Origin of the sequence: Pseudomonas putida (assembly GCF_028682635.1) — a bacterium.
Lineage (GTDB): Bacteria > Pseudomonadota > Gammaproteobacteria > Pseudomonadales > Pseudomonadaceae > Aquipseudomonas > Aquipseudomonas putida_AE.
The window spans coordinates 249,958-268,516 of record NZ_JANHLK010000003.1; the positions used below are offsets into that span (position 1 = coordinate 249,958).

The following is an 18,559-nucleotide window of genomic DNA, read 5'->3' on the forward strand; positions in this document are numbered from 1 at the left end:
CTGGATCCTCTGAATATTTGAACCGTTAAACCGCGGCAGCGCCGCCGACGATTTCCGAGATCTCTTGGGTGATCGCAGCCTGACGCGCCTTGTTGTAGACCAGCTGCAAATCGCTGATCAAATCACCGGCGTTGTCGGTAGCGTTCTTCATCGCGATCATCCGCGCAGCTTGTTCAGCCGCGTTGTTCTCGACCACCGCCTGGTAGACCTGCGACTCAACGTAGCGGACCATCAAGCCGTCAAGCAGCTCTTTGGCATCCGGTTCGTAGAGATAGTCCCAGTGGTGCTTGAGGTCCTGATCCGGGGTTGCCACCAGTGGAATCAATTGCTCCACGGTAGGCTGTTGCGTCATGGTGTTGATGAACTTGTTGGACACCACGGACAGGCGGTCAATACGGCCGTCCAGGTAAGCATCCAGCATCACTTTGACGCTACCGATCAAGTCGTTGATCGACGGCTCTTCACCCAGGTGGCTGATAGCTGCTACGACGTTGCCGCCGAAGTTGCGGAAAAAGGCCGCACCCTTGCTACCCACTACACACAGATCAATCTCGACGCCTTTCTCGCGGTTTACCGCCATGTCCTTGACCAGGGCCTTGAACAGGTTGGTGTTCAAGCCACCGCACAGACCACGGTCACTGCTCACTACGACATAACCAACACGCTTGATTTCGCGGTCGATCATGAACGGGTGGCGGTATTCCGGGTTGGCGTTGGCCAGATGCCCAATAACCTGGCGGATGCGCTCCGCATAAGGACGGCTAGCTGCCATGCGCATTTGTGCCTTGCGCATTTTGCTGACCGCCACTTTTTCCATGGCGCTGGTAATTTTTTGCGTGCTTTTGATGCTCGCAATCTTACTGCGAATCTCTTTTGCGCCTGCCATGTAACACCTATCAGGTTAGCAAGCGGGAGCCTTGCGGCTCCCGCTGCGGCTTACCAGGTTTGGGTGGCCTTGAACTTCTCGATACCGGCTTTCATGCCAGCGTCGATTTCGTCATTGAAGTCACCTTTAACGTTGATCTTCGCCATCAAATCGGCGTGATCGCGGTTGAAGTAAGCAATCAGCGCTTGTTCAAAGCTGCCGACCTTGGTGATTTCGACGTCAGTCAGGAACCCACGCTCAGCGGCATACAGCGACAACGCCATGTCAGCGATCGACATTGGGGCGTATTGCTTCTGCTTCATCAGCTCGGTAACGCGCTGACCATGCTCAAGTTGCTTACGGGTCGCTTCGTCCAGGTCAGAAGCGAACTGGGCGAATGCCGCCAGTTCACGGTACTGAGCCAGAGCGGTACGGATACCACCGGACAGCTTCTTGATGATCTTGGTCTGAGCGGCACCACCCACACGGGATACCGAAACACCGGCGTTCACTGCAGGACGGATGCCCGAGTTGAACATGGCCGATTCCAGGAAGATCTGACCGTCGGTGATGGAAATCACGTTGGTCGGAACGAACGCGGAAACGTCGCCAGCCTGGGTTTCGATGATCGGCAGTGCGGTCAGGGAACCGGTTTTGCCGGTCACTGCGCCGTTGGTGAACTTCTCTACGTACTCTTCCGAAACGCGGGATGCGCGCTCCAGCAGACGGGAGTGGAGATAGAACACGTCGCCTGGGTAAGCTTCACGGCCTGGTGGACGGCGCAGCAGCAGGGAAATCTGGCGGTAAGCCACTGCTTGCTTGGACAGATCGTCATAAACGATCAGCGCGTCTTCACCGCGGTCGCGGAAGTATTCGCCCATGGTGCAACCGGAGTACGGTGCCAGGAATTGCAGTGCAGGAGATTCCGAAGCACTGGCAGCCACGATGATCGTGTTGGCCAGGGCGCCGTTTTCTTCCAGCTTGCGAACCACGTTGGCGATGGTCGATTGTTTCTGACCGATGGCTACGTAGACGCAGAAAATGCCGCTGTCTTTCTGGTTGATGATCGCGTCGATCGCCAGAGCGGTTTTACCGATCTGACGGTCACCGATGATCAGCTCACGCTGGCCACGGCCGACAGGGATCATGGCATCGACAGCCTTGTAGCCAGTCTGTACAGGCTGGTCTACCGACTTACGCCAGATCACGCCTGGAGCAACTTTCTCGACCGCGTCGGTCTCGGTGTTGCCCAGTGGACCTTTGCCGTCAACAGGGTTACCCAGTGCGTCGACTACGCGACCCAGCAGTTCCTTACCAACCGGAACTTCGAGGATGCGGCCGGTGCACTTGGCGCTCATGCCTTCAGCCAGAGACTGGTAAGCGCCCAGTACTACGGCACCTACGGAGTCTTGCTCCAGGTTGAGAGCCATACCGAAGACGCCGCCCGGAAACTCGATCATCTCGCCGTACATTACGTCGGCCAGACCGTGAATCCGCACGATACCGTCAGATACGCTGACGACAGTGCCTTCGTTACGGGCTTGGGAGGTCACATCGAGCTTGTCGATGCGGCCCTTGATAATTTCACTTATTTCGGAAGGATTGAGTTGCTGCATTGCTCTGCTGCCCCTTCAAACTCAAGATTTCAATGCTTCGGCAAGTTTCGCGATTTTGCCGCGAATCGAGCCATCGATAACCAGGTCGCCGGCGCGGATTACGACACCACCTATCAGGGCAGCATCCTCCGCAACTTGCAGGCGCACTTCCCGGTTGAGTCGTGCACTGAGAACCTTGGCGAGTTTGTCTTGCTGTTCTTGGTTCAATGCAAAAGCACTGGTCACTTCAACGTCTACCGACTTCTCTTGCTCGGCCTTGTACAGGTCGAACAGAGCGGAGATCTCCGGCAACAGCGGGAGACGGTCGTTTTCGGCAACGACATTGATGAAATTCTGTGCCTTGGCATCGAACTTGTCGCCGCACACGTCAATGAACGTGGCGGCCTTTTCTGCGCTCGTCAGTCGCGGGGCCTTGAGCACGCGCAGCATGGTGTCGTCTTGCGACACCGCTGCTGCCAGGCCGAGCATGGCTGACCAATTGGCCAGTTGCTGGTGGGCCTGAGCGTGCTCGAAGGCCGCCTTAGCGTAAGGTCGGGCCAACGTGGTCAGTTCTGCCATGATCGCCCTCGCTTAGATTTCAGCAGCCAGTTGGTTAACCAGCTCTGCGTGCGCGTTTTGATCGATTGCTTTGCCCAGGATCTTCGAAGCACCATCAACGGCCAGAGTACCCACTTGGGCACGCAGCGCGTCTTTGACACTGTTCAGTTCCTGTTCGATCTCGGCCTGAGCCTGAACCTTCACACGGTCAGCGTCGATACGGGCTTTTTCAACAGCCTCTTCAACGATCTGGTTACCGCGTTTCTTGGCTTGCTCGATGATTTCAGCTGCCTGAGCTTTCGCTTCGCGCAGTTGCTGACCCGCTTTCTCTTGGGCCAACTCCAGGTCGCGAGCTGCACGGCTGGCAGCGTCCAGACCATCAGCGATCTTCTTTTGACGTTCGTGCAGAGCCGCGATGACCGGAGGCCATACGAACTTCATGCAGAACAGTACAAAAATCAGGAACGCAACGGACTGGCCAATCAGGGTCGCATTAATGTTCACGCCAACACCTCGCAGTTACGTTGTCCATCACACCAAATTACCCGGAATATCCGAGTAATCAGCCAGCGATCTGACCAACGAACGGGTTCGCAAAGGTGAAGAACAGAGCGATACCAACACCGATCATGGTTACGGCGTCGAGCAGACCGGCAACGATGAACATTTTGACTTGCAGCATTGGAACCATTTCTGGCTGACGCGCTGCGCCTTCCAGGAACTTGCCGCCCAACAGGCCGAAACCAATTGCGGTACCCAGTGCGCCCAGGCCGATCAACAGTGCAACAGCGATAGCGGTTAGACCAACTACAGTTTCCATCTTTCCTCCCGACTTTTACGTCGTATGGTTTAGGTTTTTTTAATTTAAAGCGGTAAAACAAATCGTTTCAGATGCCCCGTGAGGAGCACCCTCCCGTTTGACCGGGAGGGACATCAGACTAGTCGAGACTGGTCTTAATGGTTTTCTTCGTGCGCCATCGACAGGTAGACGATGGTCAGCATCATGAAGATGAACGCCTGCAGGGTGATGATCAGGATGTGGAACACAGCCCACGCCCACTGCAGAACAACGCCCAGGCCACTAAGCCAGAGCAGACCGCTGCCGAACATCACAGCAATCAGAATGAAGACCAGCTCGCCGGCATACATGTTGCCGAACAGACGCAGAGCCAGGGAAATCGGCTTGGCGATCAGGGTCACGAATTCCAGCAGGAAGTTCACCGGGATCAGCAGGGCCTGAACGAAGATGTTCTTGCTGCCGAACGGGTGCAGGGTCAGTTCGCCGATGAAGCCGCCGATACCCTTGACCTTGATGCTGTAGAAAATGATCAGTGCGAAAACCGACAACGCCATGCCCAGGGTCGCGTTCGGGTCGGTGGTCGACACGGCGCGGAACGGGATGTGAGGGTCACCGGAAATCAGGATGGCCAGCTGAGGAATCCAGTCGACCGGTACCAGGTCGACGGCGTTCATCAGGAACACCCAGACGAAGATGGTCAGTGCCAGCGGTGCAATCACCGGGCTACGGCCATGGAAGCTGTCTTTCACGCTGCCATCGACGAATTCGACCAATACTTCAACGAAGTTCTGCAAAGCACCTGGTTGACCGGAAGTCGCTTTCTTCGCCGCCATGCGGAAAAGAAGAACGAAGATCAGACCCAATGCGACCGACCAGCCGAGAGTATCGACGTGGAAAGCCCAGAAGCCCATTTCCTTGGCTTCTGCTGCGGTGTGGGCAAAGCCCCAGCCGCCGGTAGGGTGCTGACCGAAGGTCAGGTTCTGCAAGTGGTGCTGGATATAGCCCGAAGCGGTTGTTTCTGCCATGGTTGCCTCAAACGCCCTAAGGTCTCGAAAGTCTTGTTCTCATCAGCAGGGGAGCGAACCAGCTGACTGACTGAGTCAGCACGAAGACACCGAATACTGCAATCGGTGCCAATGGCTTCACACCTGCAAACACCAGTGCAAACAGCACTGCCGTCAAAATCAGTTTGCCTGCCTCGCCGGCATAAAAAGACCGGACGATGGACTGGGCTGCTCGGGCGCCGGAAAACCGAAATGCCCTGTGAGCGAAATAAACATTGGGCAGCAAGGCTATCAGGCCTCCGCAAAGTCCCGAGTACCCGGCAACGACTCCCCGCCATTGCCAGAGCGCCAAAGCAGCGATCAGCAAAACGACAAATTGAGCCATTAACACCGGAAAAACTGCCAGGCGATGGAAGGGCAAGCGGTTTGGCGTGCGGGTTTCCATCACTTTTGCTCTCCAATGGTCGGCTGCCAGAATTCAATAACTTGGCATAATTTGTGCCGACAAAATGCGCGCAGAGTATAGGGGCGGTTCAGCCCCTATTCAACTGTCAGGTAGTGATTTCCGACTGCGCGCTACATGAGGAAATGTTTCAGCGAATGTGTGCGAGCACACCCTGAAGTTCATCCAGGGAGTTGTAACCAATGACCAGTTGCCCTTTACCCTTCTTTCCATGGCGAATCTGCACCGCAGAGCCTAGGCGCTCGGCCAGGCGCTGTTCCAGGCGGGCAATATCCGGGTCCGGTTTTGGGGTTTCCACAGGCTCCGGTTTGCCACTCAACCACTGGCGAACCAGTGCTTCAGTCTGGCGCACGGTCAGTCCGCGTGCGACAACATGTCGCGCCCCTTCAACCTGTTGATTTTCCGGCAAACCGAGCAATGCACGGGCATGCCCCATTTCCAGGTCGCCATGGGAAAGCATGGTCTTGATGACTTCCGGCAGGGAAATCAGGCGCAGCAGGTTGGCCACGGTGACCCGGGACTTGCCCACGGCTTCGGCGACTTGTTGCTGGGTCAGCTGGAATTCCGTTTGCAGGCGCTGCAAGGCCACCGCTTCTTCGATCGGATTGAGGTCTTCGCGCTGGATGTTCTCGATCAGCGCGATGGCGATCGCAGTTTCATCCGGGACATCGCGCACCATCGCCGGGATGGTTTCCTGGCCAGCTTGCTGGCTGGCGCGCCAGCGGCGTTCGCCGGCAATGATTTCGTAGCGCCCGCTACCGATCGGCCGCACCACGATCGGCTGCATCACGCCCTGGGCCTTGATCGATTGCGCCAGCTCTTCGAGCGCCTGGGGATCCATGTCGCGACGCGGCTGGTACTTGCCGCGCTGCAGCAGGTCCAGCGGCAGGTGTTGCAGCTCGCGCGAATCGGCTTGCACCGCCTGTTCTTCCAGCGCGCTGACACTCGGACCACTCAGCAGTGCATCCAGTCCACGTCCGAGACCTCGTTTCTTGACGGCCATGGGGATTCCTTAAGTTGCCTGAGCAGCGGCGATGCGTGAGTTTTTGCGTTGACGACGGACCATCTCGCCCGCCAGGGCCAGATAGGCCACGGCACCGCGCGATGATTTGTCGTACGCCAGCGCCGGCATGCCGTAGCTCGGCGCTTCGGCCAGGCGAATGTTGCGCGGAATGACCGTGTCGTACAGCTGGTCGCCGAAGTGTTCCTTGAGCTGGGCCGATACGTCGTTCATCAGGCTCAGGCGCGGGTCGTACATCGTGCGCAAAAGGCCTTCGACCTTGAGGTTCGGATTGAGCAGCTCGGCGATGCGCTTGATGTTATCCACAAGGTCGCTCAAGCCTTCGAGTGCGAAGTACTCGCACTGCATGGGGATAATCACCCCGTCGGCGGCAACCAGTGCGTTCAAGGTCAGCATCGACAGCGATGGCGGGCAGTCGATCAGGATGTAGTCGTAGTTTTCACGGATCGGCGCCAGCGCACTGCGCAGGCGGCTTTCCTTCATCTGCATTTCCAGCAGAACCACTTCGGCCGCGGTCAGGTCACGGTTGGCCGGCAACAGCTGGTAACCGCCGTGCTCGGAGAAATGCATGGCCTGGGCCAGGTCGCACTCCCCGATCAGCAGGTCATAGACCGAGTTTTCCAGGCCGTGTTTGTCCACACCGCTACCCATGGTGGCGTTGCCCTGTGGATCGAGATCGATCAGCAATACCCGACGCTTGGTCGCGACCAGGGATGCTGCGAGGTTGATACAGGTGGTGGTCTTGCCCACACCACCCTTTTGGTTCGCTATTGCGAATACCTTAGCCATTCTTGCTTGTGTTCCCAATCATGCCGTGCGGCGCAGTATCAGCAGATGGCGTTGGCCTTGGCAACCAGGTACGGCCAGGGCGTGTTCGCTATCGAGGTGGAAGTCTGTCGGCAATGCTACCAGCTCATCGGCGGGATGAACGCCCTTCATTGCCAGCCAGCGCGTATCGGTGTCACCAAGGTGGCGCGTCCAGTTGCTGAAGTTCTCCATGCTGCTGAAGGCCCGGGAAATGATCCCGTTGAAGGGCTGTGCAGGCTGGAACGCTTCGACGCGACTGTGGATAACTTGCAGGTTGTCCAGTTTCAGCTCGAGTTTGACCTGGGTCAGGAAGCGGGTCTTCTTGCCGTTGCTGTCCAGACAGGTCACTTGCGACTCGGGAAACAGGATGGCCAGGGGAATGCCCGGCATGCCGCCACCGCTGCCAACATCGAGCCAGCGACCGTTTTCGACGAACGACATCACGCTCAGGCTATCGAGCAAATGACGCGACACCATTTCATCGGGATCGCGCACGGCCGTGAGGTTGTAGGCCTTGTTCCATTTTATCAACAGGGCCAGATAACCCAGCAGTTGTGCCTGCTGGGTTTCACTCAAAGCCACACCGAGCTCGCGAGCACCTGTGGATAACTCTTCTGCGTGTTGCGGGGTGACCAACGAACTCAAGCGCTTTGCTCCAACTGACGGCCCGCGCCGCGTTTTTTCAAATGAATCATCAACAGGGAAATGGCTGCCGGTGTCACGCCCGGGATACGTGATGCCTGACCCAATGTCTCTGGACGGGTCGCGCCGAGCTTGCTCTGGATCTCTTTGGAGAGACCGGAAATGTTCGTGTAATCGATATCCACAGGCAGTTTGGTGTCTTCGCTGGCCCGCAGACGCGCGATTTCATCCTGTTGACGATCGATGTAGCCGGCGTATTTGGTCTTGATTTCGACCTGTTCGGCCACCTGTGGATCTTCCGCGCCACCACCGGTGACGGCGATCAGACCAGCGTAGTCGATTTCCGGACGGCTCAGCAGATTGAGCAGGTTGTATTCGTGAGTCAGCGGCGTGCCGAATTTTTCCGCGATCGCATCGCCCTGCTCGGTGCCCGGGCGTACCCAGGTACTTTTCAGACGCTGCTCTTCCAGTTCGATGCTTTCGCGCTTTTTGCAGAACGCTGCCCAGCGCGCGTCATCGACCAGACCCAATTCGCGACCTTTTTCGGTCAAGCGCAGGTCGGCGTTGTCTTCGCGCAGGATCAGGCGGTATTCGGCACGGGATGTGAACATCCGGTACGGCTCCTGGGTGCCGAGGGTAATCAGGTCGTCAACCAGAACGCCGATGTAGGCTTCGTCGCGACGCGGACACCAGGCATCTTTGCCTTGAGCACGCAGCGCGGCGTTGGTTCCGGCCAGCAAACCCTGGGCGCCGGCTTCTTCGTAACCGGTGGTGCCGTTGATTTGCCCGGCAAAGAACAGGCCGCCGATGACTTTGGTTTCCAGGCTGTACTTCAGGTCACGCGGGTCGAAGTAGTCGTATTCGATGGCGTAGCCCGGGCGCACGATGTGTGCGTTTTCCATGCCGCGGATCGACTGCACGATCTGCAATTGCACGTCGAACGGCAAGGAGGTGGAAATTCCGTTCGGGTACAGCTCGTTGGTGGTCAAGCCTTCCGGTTCGATGAAAACCTGGTGGCTTTGCTTGTCGGCAAAACGATGGATCTTGTCTTCGATCGACGGGCAGTAACGCGGGCCGATGCCTTCGATTTCACCCGCAGCCGAATACATCGGCGAACGGTCGAGGTTCGCGGCAATGATTTCGTGAGTGCGCGCGTTGGTGTGGGTGATCCAGCAGCTGACCTGTCGTGGGTGCTGCTCCTTGGAGCCCATGAACGACATCACTGGAATCGGCGTATCGCCGGCCTGCTCGGTCATCACCGAGAAATCCACAGACCGGGCGTCGATACGCGGCGGCGTTCCGGTTTTCAGGCGACCGACCCGCAGCGGCAATTCACGAAGGCGTTGAGCCAGGGCGATCGACGGCGGATCACCGGCGCGCCCGCCGGAAAAATTCTGCAAACCGATGTGGATAAGTCCACCGAGGAAGGTACCGGTGGTCAACACCACGGAATCGGCGAGGAAACGCAGGCCCATTTGGGTGACAACACCGCGCACTTGTTCCTGCTCGACGATCAGGTCGTCTGCAGCCTGTTGAAATATCCACAGGTTCGGCTGGTTTTCCAGAATTTCGCGGACAGCGGCCTTGTATAGAACCCGGTCGGCTTGCGCACGAGTCGCCCGTACGGCTGGGCCTTTGCGGCTGTTCAACACGCGAAACTGGATGCCGCCTTTATCGGTAGCAATGGCCATCGCGCCGCCCAGGGCGTCGATTTCCTTGACCAGATGACTTTTGCCGATCCCGCCAATGGCCGGGTTGCAACTCATGGCACCGAGGGTTTCCACGTTATGCGTCAGCAACAGGGTCTTGACCCCCATACGTGCTGAGGCCAGTGCTGCCTCGGTACCGGCATGACCGCCGCCGATGACGATCACTTCAAAACGGGAAGGGAAATCCACCACGCACCTCGTGCCTGCTTAAGTAGGTAATTCAGGAATAGTTTGAGCTCAGGTTTTTGGACCTGGTCGACAAGTATAGGGACTTCGCCCTTCCTAAAGAACCCTTTGCACAAAATTTAACCAGCTGTGGAGAAGTGGCGGTTATAGAAATTAAAAAGAGAGAAATTTATTAAATCTTTGTTTTTATGTTTATTTCTACTGACATGCCTTTCTGTGGATAGATTGTTACAGGCCTTTAAATTCAATGTGTACAGAGATTCAAAACCCTGTGGTCATGTGCCTATGAGGCCCTTGGATAACCGGTTTAAGCCTGTGGATGAATGGGGTGCTTATCCACAGGGGTGGTTATCTTCAGTTTTGAGGCCCTGTTATCAACTGGCCTTAGCTGCGGTTATTCACAGGGCTTAATCCACAGGAAAACGCGGATCAGTCAGATCCTGGGCACAGAAAATCCGCTCAAGCAGGGGGAAATCTGCTCGGCACTGGACGAAATCAAGAGAAAGGAAGAAACAGACAGGCTTGAAAGCAGGCCCTTGTAGGAGCGAGCTCGCTCGCGATGGAGCTAAGGGCGACACGTTTAACCAGCAATACACGCGTCATCGTTAACGTCCATCGCGAGCAAGCTTGCTCCTACTTACCGATGCAGAAGCTGGAGAAGATTCGCCCCAACAGGTCATCGGAGCTGAACGCACCGGTGATTTCGCCCAGGGACTGCTGAGCTTGGCGCAAATCCTCGGCCAGCAACTCACCGGCACCCGCCAAGGTCAGTTGCGCCCGGCCGTGCTCGAGGGAAGCACTGGCATGACGCAATGCGTCCAGGTGGCGCCTGCGCGCACTGAAGCTGCTTTCCGAGGTCTGTTCATAACCCATGCAAGCCTTCAAGTGGTCGCGCAGCAGCTCAAGGCCAACCCCTGCAGACTTGGCGCTGAGGCTGATGGTGACATGCCCATCATCGCTGATTTCCAGGGCCATGGCCTCGCCCGTAAGGTCGGCCTTGTTACGGATCAGCGTGACTTTCGCCGGATCAGGGCGGGTTTCGAGGAACTCAGGCCATAGCGCAAAAGGATCGAGGGCTTCCGGCGCGGTCGCATCGACCACCAGCAGGACCCGATCGGCCTCGCCAATGGCTTTCAACGCCCGCTCCACACCAATCTTTTCCACATGGTCATCGGTATCGCGCAGTCCGGCGGTATCCACCACATGCAGGGGCATGCCATCGATGTGGATATGTTCGCGCAGGACGTCCCGCGTGGTGCCGGCGATCTCGGTGACGATGGCCGCTTCGCGACCGGCCAGTGCATTGAGCAGGCTGGATTTTCCAGCATTCGGACGACCGGCGATGACCACCGTCATGCCATCGCGCAGCAAGGCACCCTGCCCGGCTTCGCGCATGACGGTGGATAACTCGTCGCGAACTTTGTCGAGCATGCTCAATACGTGGCCATCGGCCAGGAAGTCGATTTCTTCCTCCGGAAAGTCGATCGCCGCTTCGACATAAATCCGCAGGCCGATCAGTTGTTCCGTGAGGTTATGCACACGCGCCGAAAAGGCGCCTTGCAAGGAGCGCAATGCGTTGCGAGCTGCTTGTGCAGAACTGGCTTCGATCAGGTCGGCGATGGCTTCGGCCTGGGCCAGGTCGAGTTTGTCGTTCAAAAATGCCCGTTCACTGAATTCACCCGGCCGGGCCAGGCGGCAACCCAGTTCAAGGCAGCGCTGCAGCAGCATATCCAGGACGACCGGGCCACCGTGCCCCTGTAATTCCAGTACATCTTCGCCGGTGAACGAGTTCGGTCCGGGAAAATACAGCGTGATGCCCTGATCGAGCACCTCGTTGTTTTCACCCAGGAACGGTCCGTAATGAGCGAACCGCGGCTTGAGTTCACGACCGCTGAAGGCCTTGGCCGCAATGCTGGCCAAAGGCCCGGAAATACGCACGATGCCGACACCGCCACGACCCTGGGCAGTGGCGACGGCGGCAATGGTTTCACGAGGAGCGCTCATAAACCGGTATCCAGACAAAAGTGACAGATAGCAAAACGCCCCACTAGGGGGCGTTTTGAGTGGTTACCCACAGTGTAAGTCAGGCAGTCGCTTTGGCAGCTGCTTCGATCTTACGAGTGATGTACCACTGTTGGGCGATCGACAGGCAGTTGTTCACTACCCAGTACAGCACCAGACCAGCCGGGAACCACAGGAAGAAGAAGGTGAAGATGATTGGCATCAGCTTCATCACCTTGGCCTGCATCGGATCCGGTGGAGTCGGGTTCAACTGCTGCTGGATGAACATGGTTGCACCCATGATGATCGGCAGGATGAAGAACGGATCCTTGATCGACAGGTCGGTAATCCACAGCATGAACGGCGCTTGGCGCATTTCAACGCTTTCCAGCAGAACCCAGTACAACGAAAGGAATACCGGCATCTGCACGAGGATTGGCAAGCAACCACCCAGCGGATTGATCTTCTCTTTCTTGTACAGCTCCATCATGGCTTGCGACATTTTCTGCCGGTCATCGCCATGTTGCTCTTTCAGCGCAGCCAGTTTCGGAGCCACTGCACGCATGCGCGCCATGGATTTGTAGCTGGCGGCCGACAACGGGAAGAAGATCCCCTTGATCAGCATGGTCAGGAAGATAATCGACCAGCCCCAGTTACCCACAATGGCGTGGATGTGTTGCAGCAACCAGAAGATCGGTTGAGCGATGAACCACAGGATGCCGTAGTCGACAGTCAGTTCCAGACCTGGGGACAACTCTTTGAGCACAGCCTGGCTTTTCGGACCGGCGTACAGAGTAGCGCTGGTTTCAGCCTTGGCACCGGGAGCAACGGTCAACGAAGGACCGGTGTAACCGATGATGTAGTTGCCTTTGCTGTCTTTACGGGTCTGGACGACGTTGTTTTCGCCCTTCGCCGGAATCCACGCGGTCACGAAGTAGTGTTGCAACCAGGCAACCCAACCGCCGGTAACGGTTTCTTTCAGCTGCGCCTTGTCCATGTCCTTCATGGACACTTTCTTGTACGGCTCCGAACTTGTCCACAGGGCGGCGCCCAGGTAAGTCGCGGTACCGGTGGCGGTGCTGGAAGACGGATCGGAGCTGGCGTCACGCTTCAATTGCGCGAACATTGCACCGGACCAGGGCTGTGCGCTCTGGTTGTCGATCAGGTAGGACACGGTTACGTCATACAGGCCGCGTTTCAGAGTGAAACGCTTGATGTAGTTGACGCCGTCCTTGCTGAACTTCAGGTCCACGACCAATTGGTCCTGACCGTCAGCCAGCTGGTAAACCTTCTTCTCTGCCGAGTAAATCGGACGACCGGCAGGACTTGCATCCGGGCCGTTGCTGCCAATCAGGCCACTTTGCGCCAGATAAGTCCGTTCGTTGCCGTTGTCGAACAGCTGGAATGGAATTTCCGGATGGTCCTGACGACGTGGATACAGCGGCAATTTCAGTTGGGCAACATCACCACCCTGTGGATCGATGGCCAGATCGAGCACATCCGTTTTGATCTGGATGAGGTCGGTGCTCGCCGCTACCGGAGTTTCGGCAGGTGCGCTGGTATCGTTTGCGGCGTGCGGAATGTCGTCACTGACGGACGCTTTATTGCCAGTGGCCGTATCCGGGAGGCCCGGTGCGGTCGTACTGGAAGCAACATTCTGAGTCGGCAAGGCAGCCTGGCCATAGTCCTGGTTCCATTTAAGAACCATAACGTAGGACACGATTGCCAGGGCGACGATCAGGATCGTGCGTTTGATATCCATGATTACTCGGCCATCGAAGAAGAACGGGAGGTAGGGATAGATGGAACCGGGTCATAACCACCGGGATTCCACGGATGACAGCGACCTAAACGACGAAAGGTCAGCCAGCCACCGCGAAGAAGGCCATGATTTTCAATGGCTTCTAACGCGTAGCAGGAACAACTGGGGTAGAAACGACAGTGACTGGCCATCAGGGGACTAATGGCGTAGCGATAAAACTGGATCGGAACGAGTGCCAGTTTACGCATCGGGACTGTCTACCCCTACAGTTTCGGTTTTGACTGCTGGTACTGGCGTGCTGCGTGCCAGACGCTTCCAGAGTTTGCCGAAATGCTGAATCAATTCGGGGTTTTCTACGTCACCCAAACCTTTGCGCGCGACGATAACGATGTCCCAGCCTGCCAGTGAATCCTGGTTCAGGCGAAACGATTCGCGCATCAGACGTTTGAGGCGATTGCGCTCGACGGAGAGCTTTACGCTCTTTTTCCCGATAACCAGCCCGAGACGGGGGTGATCAAGATCGTTTTTGCGCGCAAGGAGCAGGAGATTTTTCCCCGGAACCTTGCCGGTAGGGGAGTCAAAGACCGCCTTGAAATGCCGGGGGGTAAGCAGACGCTTTTCCCGACTGAAGTCCTGACTCACCTCCAGTGCCGGATTATCAAACTGCCAGACGCGCACGACCTTTGGCGCGACGACGCGACAGGACGGCACGACCGTTCTTGGTAGCCATGCGAGCACGGAAACCGTGGGTACGAGCGCGTTTGATAGTGCTTGGTTGGAAAGTACGTTTCATTGTCGTGTTACCTGGTTCGTCCACAACGGGCCGGAATGGCCCCCGTTTTAAGAGACCGGGGATTCTAGAGAAAGCAAGCCTCTAGGTCAATTTCCAACCAACGTTTCCTTATAAATAGATCTCCGGAGGTTTTGCCTGGTCAGGATCCTCAGGCAAATATAAAAATAAGAAAGGAAAGTATTTAAAGCTTTTCTGTAAAGCTTATAAAAGCTTAGGGCGCGGGTATCTGTGGATAAGTGCCTAGAGCCCTTGTTTCATCGCATGTACAGCGAATGACAACTACAGTGGAAAACGGTGTTCAGGCTGTGCTGCGCGGTCGGATAACCTGTGTGTGGAAAGCGCTGTTATCCACAGGCAGGTTATCCACCGAGTTTCGCCCCCACTTGTGCAATGAGCTTAGAGGTGGTTATCCACAGGGCTTATGCACAGACCATTGGTCGTCTTTTTTGCGTATAAAACCCTGATTGTTCTCGGTTCATGACCCACCTACGTGTGGATAAGTCGGCGTCTGGCCGTTACAATGGCCGCTTGTTTTTGCCTCACCGGCTTTCAACTTAGGGGATATCCGTGTCAGTGGAACTTTGGCAGCAGTGCGTGGAGCTTTTGCGCGATGAGCTGCCTGCCCAACAATTCAACACTTGGATCCGTCCACTACAGGTCGAAGCCGAAGGCGACGAGTTGCGTGTCTATGCACCCAATCGTTTTGTCCTGGACTGGGTCAACGAGAAATACCTGAGCCGCGTGCTGGAATTGCTCGACGAGCACGGCAACGGCATGGCGCCTGCGCTTTCCTTATTAATAGGCAGCAAACGCAGCTCAGCTCCGCGTGCTGCACCGAATGCGCCGCTGGCTGCCGCCGCGGCGTCCCAGGTTCAGGCGGCTGCAGCTGCTGCCGCGCCTGCGGCCCCCGCCCCATCACCGGCCAAGCGTGCGACGCAAAAAACCGCTGAAGTGGCTGAGCAAGAGCCTTCGCGTGACAGCTTCGACCCAATGGCCGGCGCCAGTTCGCAACAGGCACCGGTGCGCGCCGAGCAACGCACTGTTCAGGTTGAAGGCGCCCTCAAGCACACCAGCTACCTGAACCGCACCTTTACCTTCGAAAACTTCGTTGAGGGCAAGTCCAACCAACTGGCCCGGGCTGCGGCCTGGCAAGTGGCGGACAACCCCAAGCACGGATACAACCCGCTCTTCCTTTATGGTGGTGTAGGTCTGGGTAAAACCCACTTGATGCATGCTGTGGGTAACCACCTATTAAAGAAGAACCCGAATGCCAAGGTCGTGTACCTGCATTCCGAGCGCTTCGTGGCCGACATGGTCAAGGCGCTGCAACTGAACGCGATCAACGAATTCAAGCGCTTCTACCGTTCGGTGGATGCATTGCTGATCGACGATATTCAGTTTTTCGCTCGCAAGGAGCGCTCCCAGGAAGAGTTTTTCCACACCTTCAACGCCCTGCTTGAAGGTGGCCAGCAGGTCATTCTCACCAGTGACCGCTATCCGAAAGAAATCGAAGGCCTTGAAGAACGACTGAAGTCCCGCTTCGGCTGGGGCCTCACGGTGGCCGTAGAGCCGCCGGAACTGGAAACCCGTGTCGCGATCCTGATGAAGAAGGCCGACCAGGCCAAGGTCGAACTGCCACACGATGCCGCGTTCTTCATTGCCCAACGCATTCGCTCCAACGTCCGTGAACTGGAAGGTGCGCTCAAGCGCGTCATCGCCCATTCGCACTTCATGGGGCGCGATATCACCATCGAGTTGATTCGCGAGTCCCTGAAGGACCTGTTGGCGCTGCAAGACAAACTGGTCTCTGTGGATAACATTCAGCGCACGGTCGCCGAGTACTACAAGATCAAGATCTCCGATTTGTTGTCCAAACGTCGTTCGCGTTCGGTTGCCCGTCCACGTCAGGTCGCCATGGCGTTGTCCAAGGAACTCACCAACCACAGCCTGCCGGAAATCGGTGATGTGTTTGGTGGGCGTGACCACACGACTGTTTTGCACGCCTGCCGCAAGATCAACGAACTTAAGGAATCCGACGCGGACATCCGCGAGGACTACAAGAACCTGCTGCGTACACTGACCACTTGATGAACACCAGCGCAGCTTTTAAGGCAAGGGACTAGACCATGCATTTCACCATTCAACGCGAAGCCCTGTTGAAACCCCTGCAACTGGTCGCAGGCGTCGTCGAGCGCCGACAGACCTTGCCGGTTCTCTCCAACGTGCTGCTGGTTGTCGAAGGCCAGCAGTTGTCGCTGACCGGTACCGACCTGGAAGTCGAGCTGGTCGGTCGCGTGCAACTCGAAGAGCCTGCTGAAACAGGTTCCATCACCGTGCCTGCACGTAAACTGATGGACATCTGCAAAAGCCTGCCGAACGACGCGCTGATCGATATCAAGGTCGATGAACAGAAGCTGGTGGTGAAGGCTGGCCGTAGCCGCTTCACCCTCTCGACCTTGCCGGCCAACGATTTCCCCACCGTGGAAGAAGGCCCGGGCTCGCTGACCTGCAGTCTCGAACAGAGCAAGCTGCGTCGCCTGATAGAGCGCACCAGTTTCGCCATGGCCCAGCAGGACGTGCGTTACTACCTCAACGGCATGCTGCTGGAAGTCTCGGCGGGCGTCATTCGTGCCGTGGCCACCGACGGCCACCGTCTGGCAATGTGCTCGATGCAGGCTGATATCGGCCAGCCGGATCGCCACCAGGTCATCGTGCCGCGCAAGGGTATCCTTGAAATGGCGCGTTTGCTGACCGAGCCAGACGGCATCGTCACTATCGTCCTGGGCCAGCACCACATTCGCGCGACCACCGGTGAGTTCACCTTCACCTCGAAACTGGTCGACGGCAAATTCCCGGACTACGAGCGCGTTCTGCCAAAAGGCGGCGACAAGCTGGTGCTCGGTGATCGTCAGGCGTTGCGTGAGGCTTTCAGCCGTACGGCGATTCTGTCCAACGAAAAGTACCGCGGCATCCGTCTGCAACTGGCTCCTGGCCAGCTGAAGATCCAGGCGAACAACCCGGAGCAGGAGGAAGCGGAAGAAGAGGTTGGCGTTGAGTACAACGGCGGCTCCCTGGAAATCGGCTTCAACGTCAGCTACTTGCTCGACGTACTGGGCGTGATGACCACAGAGCAGGTGCGACTCATCCTGTCCGACTCCAACAGCAGTGCGCTGGTGCAAGAGTCCGACAACGACGACTCGGCCTACGTCGTCATGCCGATGCGTCTGTAATCATGTTCAGCAGAAGCTAGATGTCCCTCAGTCGCGTCTCGGTCACCGCGGTGCGCAATCTGCACCCGGTGACCTTCTCCCCCTCCCCCCGAATCAATATTCTTTACGGCGCCAACGGCAGCGGCAAAACCAGTGTCCTGGAAGCCATTCATCTGCTGGGGCTTGCGCGTTCGTTTCGTAGCACCCGGTTGTTGCCCGTTATTCAATACGAGCAATTGGCGTGCACGGTATTTGGCCAGGTCGAGTTGGCTGAAGGCGGACACAGCGCCCTTGGCATCTCCCGGGATCGCCAGGGGGAGTTTCAGATCCGCATCGACGGACAAAACGCGCGCAGTGCCGCACAACTGGCCGAGATTCTGCCGCTGCAGTTGATCAACCCGGACAGCTTCCGCTTGCTGGAAGGTGCGCCGAAGATTCGCCGACAGTTCCTCGACTGGGGCGTGTTCCACGTGGAACCCCGATTCATGTCCACCTGGCAACGCCTGCAGAAGGCCCTGCGCCAGAGAAACTCTTGGCTGCGGCATGGTACACTTGACGCCGTTTCGCAAGCGGTTTGGGACAGGGAACTGTGCCAGGCCAGCGCTGAAATCGATGAATACCGCCGCGCTTACATCAAAGCCTTGAAGCCAGTCTTTGAACAAACCTTGAGCGAACTGGTTGAGCTCGAAGGTTTGACGCTCAGCTATTACCGAGGCTGGGACAAGGACCGGGAATTGAGCGCCGTACTTGCCGGGTCCCTGCAACGGGATCAGCAAATGGGTCATACCCAGGCCGGACCGCAACGGGCTGATTTGCGTCTTAGATTGGGCGCACACAACGCCGCGGACATTTTGTCCCGGGGTCAGCAAAAGCTTGTGGTCTGTGCATTGCGGATTGCCCAAGGGCACCTGGTGAGCCAGGCCCGACGCGGTCAGTGTATTTATCTGGTGGATGACTTGCCGTCCGAACTGGACGAGCAGCACCGCCGTGCGCTTTGCCGCTTGCTGGAAGACTTACGCTGCCAGGTGTTCATCACCTGTGTAGACCACGAATTATTGAGGGAAGGCTGGCAGACGGAAACGCCAGTCGCCCTGTTCCACGTGGAACAGGGCCGTATCACCCAGACCCACGACCATCGGGAGTGA

The 18,559-nt window shown here is 57.2% G+C and carries 19 protein-coding genes; 3 read left to right on the top strand and 16 right to left on the bottom strand.

Annotation, left to right across the window (positions count from 1 at the left end):
• Positions 1-25: 25 nt before the first annotated feature.
• The 16 genes from atpG to rpmH form a co-directional block, all read right to left on the bottom strand.
• Positions 26-886 carry a F0F1 ATP synthase subunit gamma gene (gene atpG, locus NPS56_RS05420; RefSeq protein ID WP_008064595.1) on the bottom strand — a complete coding sequence of 287 codons (861 nt, stop codon included), beginning with the start codon at positions 884-886 and terminating at the stop codon, positions 26-28.
• A 50-nt stretch (positions 887-936) separates the two neighbouring features.
• Positions 937-2,481, bottom strand: coding sequence for a F0F1 ATP synthase subunit alpha (gene atpA, locus NPS56_RS05425; RefSeq protein ID WP_274073776.1), 1,545 nt, complete (start codon positions 2,479-2,481; stop codon positions 937-939).
• 21 nt (positions 2,482-2,502) lie between these two features.
• A complete protein-coding gene (locus NPS56_RS05430) occupies positions 2,503-3,039 on the bottom strand; it encodes a F0F1 ATP synthase subunit delta (protein ID WP_274073777.1) in 537 nt (178 codons plus the stop codon).
• 12 nt (positions 3,040-3,051) lie between these two features.
• Positions 3,052-3,522: a F0F1 ATP synthase subunit B gene (locus NPS56_RS05435; RefSeq protein ID WP_274073778.1), complete on the bottom strand. Its 471-nt coding sequence runs from the start codon at positions 3,520-3,522 to the stop codon at positions 3,052-3,054.
• A 58-nt stretch (positions 3,523-3,580) separates the two neighbouring features.
• Positions 3,581-3,838 carry a F0F1 ATP synthase subunit C gene (atpE, locus tag NPS56_RS05440; protein WP_003097235.1) on the bottom strand — a complete coding sequence of 86 codons (258 nt, stop codon included), beginning with the start codon at positions 3,836-3,838 and terminating at the stop codon, positions 3,581-3,583.
• Between the two features lie 134 nt (positions 3,839-3,972).
• Complete coding sequence (gene atpB / locus NPS56_RS05445) at positions 3,973-4,842, bottom strand: F0F1 ATP synthase subunit A (RefSeq protein WP_274073779.1); 870 nt, start codon at positions 4,840-4,842, stop codon at positions 3,973-3,975.
• A gap of 16 nt (positions 4,843-4,858) precedes the next feature.
• Complete coding sequence (locus tag NPS56_RS05450) at positions 4,859-5,266, bottom strand: F0F1 ATP synthase subunit I (protein WP_007969901.1); 408 nt, start codon at positions 5,264-5,266, stop codon at positions 4,859-4,861.
• Between the two features lie 148 nt (positions 5,267-5,414).
• Positions 5,415-6,287, bottom strand: a complete 873-nt coding sequence (locus NPS56_RS05455; RefSeq protein WP_046818611.1) for a ParB/RepB/Spo0J family partition protein — start codon at positions 6,285-6,287, stop codon at positions 5,415-5,417.
• A 9-nt stretch (positions 6,288-6,296) separates the two neighbouring features.
• A complete protein-coding gene (locus tag NPS56_RS05460) occupies positions 6,297-7,094 on the bottom strand; it encodes a ParA family protein (protein WP_008064610.1) in 798 nt (265 codons plus the stop codon).
• An 18-nt stretch (positions 7,095-7,112) separates the two neighbouring features.
• Positions 7,113-7,757, bottom strand: a complete 645-nt coding sequence (gene rsmG / locus NPS56_RS05465) for a 16S rRNA (guanine(527)-N(7))-methyltransferase RsmG (protein ID WP_274073780.1) — start codon at positions 7,755-7,757, stop codon at positions 7,113-7,115.
• Entirely contained in the window at positions 7,754-9,652 is a 1,899-nt protein-coding gene (mnmG, locus tag NPS56_RS05470; RefSeq protein WP_110748358.1) for a tRNA uridine-5-carboxymethylaminomethyl(34) synthesis enzyme MnmG, read from the bottom strand. The genes rsmG and mnmG overlap by 4 nt, the downstream gene beginning before the upstream one ends.
• Positions 9,653-10,282: 630 nt before the next feature.
• Positions 10,283-11,653: a tRNA uridine-5-carboxymethylaminomethyl(34) synthesis GTPase MnmE gene (gene mnmE / locus NPS56_RS05475; RefSeq protein WP_274073781.1), complete on the bottom strand. Its 1,371-nt coding sequence runs from the start codon at positions 11,651-11,653 to the stop codon at positions 10,283-10,285.
• 79 nt (positions 11,654-11,732) lie between these two features.
• Complete coding sequence (yidC, locus tag NPS56_RS05480) at positions 11,733-13,412, bottom strand: membrane protein insertase YidC (RefSeq protein ID WP_274073782.1); 1,680 nt, start codon at positions 13,410-13,412, stop codon at positions 11,733-11,735.
• Positions 13,413-13,414: 2 nt separating this feature from the next.
• Positions 13,415-13,660, bottom strand: coding sequence for a membrane protein insertion efficiency factor YidD (gene yidD, locus NPS56_RS05485; protein WP_080725322.1), 246 nt, complete (start codon positions 13,658-13,660; stop codon positions 13,415-13,417).
• Positions 13,653-14,054, bottom strand: coding sequence for a ribonuclease P protein component (gene rnpA / locus NPS56_RS05490; protein ID WP_274073874.1), 402 nt, complete (start codon positions 14,052-14,054; stop codon positions 13,653-13,655). Before rnpA ends, yidD begins: the two co-directional genes overlap by 8 nt.
• 16 nt (positions 14,055-14,070) lie before the next feature.
• Positions 14,071-14,205 carry a 50S ribosomal protein L34 gene (rpmH, locus tag NPS56_RS05495; protein WP_003213577.1) on the bottom strand — a complete coding sequence of 45 codons (135 nt, stop codon included), beginning with the start codon at positions 14,203-14,205 and terminating at the stop codon, positions 14,071-14,073.
• Positions 14,206-14,772: 567 nt separating this feature from the next.
• On the opposite strand from rpmH, the gene dnaA reads away from it, so the two are divergent.
• Genes dnaA through recF form a run of 3 tightly spaced genes read left to right on the top strand, consistent with a single transcriptional unit; the run spans position 14,773 to position 18,559 of the window.
• Positions 14,773-16,293 carry a chromosomal replication initiator protein DnaA gene (dnaA, locus tag NPS56_RS05500; protein ID WP_274073783.1) on the top strand — a complete coding sequence of 507 codons (1,521 nt, stop codon included), beginning with the start codon at positions 14,773-14,775 and terminating at the stop codon, positions 16,291-16,293.
• A gap of 38 nt (positions 16,294-16,331) precedes the next feature.
• Positions 16,332-17,435, top strand: a complete 1,104-nt coding sequence (gene dnaN / locus NPS56_RS05505; RefSeq protein ID WP_274073784.1) for a DNA polymerase III subunit beta — start codon at positions 16,332-16,334, stop codon at positions 17,433-17,435.
• Positions 17,436-17,455: 20 nt separating this feature from the next.
• Complete coding sequence (gene recF / locus NPS56_RS05510) at positions 17,456-18,559, top strand: DNA replication/repair protein RecF (protein WP_008064628.1); 1,104 nt, start codon at positions 17,456-17,458, stop codon at positions 18,557-18,559.